The organism is Streptomyces sp. NPDC058525 (assembly GCF_042719495.1).
Taxonomy (GTDB): domain Bacteria; phylum Actinomycetota; class Actinomycetes; order Streptomycetales; family Streptomycetaceae; genus Streptomyces.
This window is the reverse complement of record NZ_JBHXNP010000208.1, coordinates 1-3,214: the sequence shown is the minus strand read 5'-3', so window position 1 is coordinate 3,214 and position 3,214 is coordinate 1. Positions and strand designations below refer to the sequence as shown.

Below are 3,214 nucleotides of genomic sequence, written 5' to 3'. Positions count from 1 at the left end.
GTGTTTCTGTGACTTGACCCGGTCGCCGCTCCTCTTACGCCGGCGGGGGTGGATTGGGCTGGCGGGGCTGGAATGGCCTGGCGGGGCTGGATTGGGCTGGCGGGGCTGGAATGGCCTGGCGGGGCTGGATTGGGCCCGTGGGGCTGGAGGTGCGGGATGGGCGCGGCTGGGGTCAAAGATCGGGGCTCCGCCCCGGACCCCGCGCCTCAAGCGCCGGCGGGGCTGGATTGGGCTGGCGGGGCTGGATTGGGTCGGCGGGGCTGGTGGGGCCAGTGGACGGCAGGGGCCGGGGCGTGGGAGGAAGGGGCCCCTGCCGTCCTGGGTCGCGGGTCAGCCGTGGCTGACCCGGAGTTCCTTGATGCCGTTGAGCCAGGCCGCGCGCAGGCGGCGCGGGTCCTCGCCGGTCAGGCGGAGGTCGGGCAGGGCGTCGGCCAGGGCGTTGAAGATCAGGTCGATCTCCATGACGGCCAGGGACTTGCCGAGGCAGAAGTGCGGGCCGCCGCCGCCGAAGCCCAGGTGGGGGTTGGGGTCGCGGGTGATGTCGAAGACGTCGGGGTCGGTGAAGACCTCCGGGTCGTGGTTGGCGGAGGAGTAGAACATCCCCACCCGGTCGCCCGCCTTGATCTTCTGGCCGCCCAGTTCGGTGTCCTGGGTGGCCGTGCGCTGGAAGGACACCACCGGGGTGGCCCAGCGCACGATCTCCTCCGCCGCCGTCGAGGGCCGGGTCGCCTTGTAGAGCTCCCACTGCTCGGGGTGGGTGAGGAAGGCGTGCATGCCGTGGCTGATCGCGTTGCGGGTGGTCTCGTTGCCCGCGACCGCCAGCAGCAGGACGAACATGCCGAACTCGTCCGATCCGAGGTTGCCCTGGCCCTCCGCCGCCACCAGCTGCGTCACGATGTCCTTGGCCGGACACTCCTTGCGCTCGGCGGACAGGTTCATCGCGTAGCCGATGAGTTCCATCGCCGCCTCGGCGCCGACCTCCTCGGTGATGGCGTACTCCGGGTCGTCGTAGGCGATCATCTTGTTCGACCAGTCGAAGATCTTGGCCCGGTCCTTCTGCGGTACGCCGATCAGCTCCGCGATGGCCTGGAGCGGGAGTTCGCAGGCCACCTGCGTGACGAAGTCGAAGCTGCCGTCGCCGGCCCCGGCCACCGCCTCCTCGACGATCTTCCGGGCCCGGTCGCGCAGGGCGTCCTCCAGTCCGCGGATCGCCCGCGGGGTGAATCCGCGCTGCACGATCTGGCGTACGCGCGTGTGCTCCGGCGGATCCATGTTCAGCATGATCAGACGCTGGGCATCTATCTGGTCGCGCTGGATGTGCTCGTTGAAGCGGATGATCGCCGTATTGGTGGTGGAGGAGAACAGTTCGGGGTGCGTGGAGACGTACTTGACGTCCGCGTGCCGGGTCACGACCCAGTAGCCCTCGTCGTCGAAGCCCGTGATGCCCCGCCGCTGCGGGCACCACCACACGGGGGCGGTCTGCCGCAGCTGCGCGAACTCCGGGAGCGGGACGCGGCTTTGGAGCAGGTCGGGGTCGGTGGCGTCGAAGCCTTCGGGCAGCGCGGGGCAGGACATCGGGCGACTCCAAAGTCTGACGGCCCATCAGAAGTTGGCTTGAAGGTAGTAACGAGTTCTAGAAGTGACAAGGGTCGGCGCGCCAACTGTTGCGTGTGGAATCCGTGCAGGCCGCGTGCAAGACCCTTGCGTGCCGGGGCTTGAGGTCATAAGACTGCGGGGAGAACTAGAACGCGTACTAGTTCAGGGCGGGGCGCCGGGACGGCCCGCCGCGCTGTCGCAGTGCAGGAGAGGACGAGCTCATGGCCGCGGAACCCGTCATCGTCGAAGCCGTACGCACCCCCATCGGCAAGCGCGGGGGCGCGCTCGCCAACCTCCATCCCGCCTACCTGCTCGGCGAAACCTACCGGGAGCTCCTCGCCCGTACCGGAATCCAGCCCGACTGCGTCGAGCAGATCGTCGGCGGCACCGTCACCCACGCCGGCGAGCAGTCGATGAACCCCGCCCGCAACGCCTGGCTCGCCATGGGCCTCCCGTACGAGACCGCCGCGACCACGGTGGACTGTCAGTGCGGCAGCTCCCAGCAGGCCAACCACATGGTCGCCAACATGATCTCCGGCGGGGTCATGGACATCGGCATCGCCTGCGGGGTCGAGGCGATGAGCCGCGTGCCGCTGGGATCGGGGTCGAAGCACGGGCCCGGCAAGCCGTTCCCGGACGAGTGGAACGTGGACCTGCCCAACCAGTTCGAGGCGGCCGAGCGTATCGCCCGCCACCGGGGCCTGACCCGCGAGGACGTCGACAAGCTGGGGCTGCTCTCGCAGGAGCGGGCCGCTGCCGCCTGGGCCGAGGAGCGCTTCAAGCGCGAGACCTTCGCCGTGCAGGTGCCGACGACCGAGGAGGAGCAGGCCGCCGGGCAGGGCATGTGGCGCCTGGTCGACCGGGACGAGGGTCTGCGCGACACGTCCATGGAGGCGCTGGCCCGGCTCAAGCCGGTCATGCCGACCGCCGTGCACACCGCCGGAAACTCCTCGCAGATCTCCGACGGGGCCGCCGCCGTGATGTGGGCCTCGCGCAAGATGGCCCGCGCCCTCAAGCTGCGGCCGCGCGCGCGGATCGTCGCCCAGACGCTGGTCGGCGCCGACCCGCACTACCACCTGGACGGGCCGATCGACGCGACGCGGGCCGTGCTCGGCAAGGCCGGCATGTCCCTCAAGGACATCGACCTCGTCGAGATCAACGAGGCCTTCGCCTCCGTCGTCCTCAGCTGGGCCCAGGTCTTCGAGCAGGACCTCGAGAAGGTCAACGTCAACGGCGGCGGCATCGCGCTCGGCCACCCCGTCGGCGCCACCGGCGCCCGGCTGATCACCACCGCGCTGCACGAGCTGGAGCGCCGCGACAAGGAATTCGCGCTGATCACCATGTGCGCGGGCGGCGCGCTGGCGACCGGCACGATCATCCAGCGCCTGTAGCCGCCGGACACCGCACGGCGCTGCACACAGACCCCGTGGGATGGGATGCGGAAGGCCCCGGTGGCCGGACCTGGGGAGGCCGGCCACCGGGGCCTTCGTATGCGCGTGCTACTGCTGCTGGGCCTGCTGCCCGCTGCCTGCTGGTGGCTTAGTACCAGTGGTTGGCGGACCAGAAGTTCCAGGCGCCGACGGGGCTGCCGTAGCGCTCGTTCATGTACTTGAGGCCC

The 3,214-nt window shown here is 70.1% G+C and carries 2 protein-coding genes; one reads left to right on the top strand and one right to left on the bottom strand.

The window, feature by feature from the left end; all coding sequences use genetic code 11:
• Positions 1–330: 330 nt before the first annotated feature.
• Entirely contained in the window at positions 331–1,575 is a 1,245-nt protein-coding gene (locus ACFWP3_RS41775) for a cytochrome P450 (RefSeq protein ID WP_384232185.1), read from the bottom strand.
• A gap of 242 nt (positions 1,576–1,817) precedes the next feature.
• Here ACFWP3_RS41775 and ACFWP3_RS41770 point away from each other — a divergent pair, with 242 nt between their 5' ends.
• Entirely contained in the window at positions 1,818–2,987 is a 1,170-nt protein-coding gene (locus tag ACFWP3_RS41770; RefSeq protein WP_257556531.1) for a steroid 3-ketoacyl-CoA thiolase, read from the top strand.
• The last annotated feature ends 227 nt before the right edge of the window (positions 2,988–3,214 follow it).

Bases quoted from the DNA above. Each gene is read 5' to 3' on its own strand.
- ACFWP3_RS41770 (WP_257556531.1), top strand. From the start codon at position 1,818: ATGGCCGCGGAACCCGTCATCGTCGAAGCCGTACGCACCCCCATCGGC.
- ACFWP3_RS41775 (WP_384232185.1), bottom strand. From the start codon at position 1,575: ATGTCCTGCCCCGCGCTGCCCGAAGGCTTCGACGCCACCGACCCCGAC.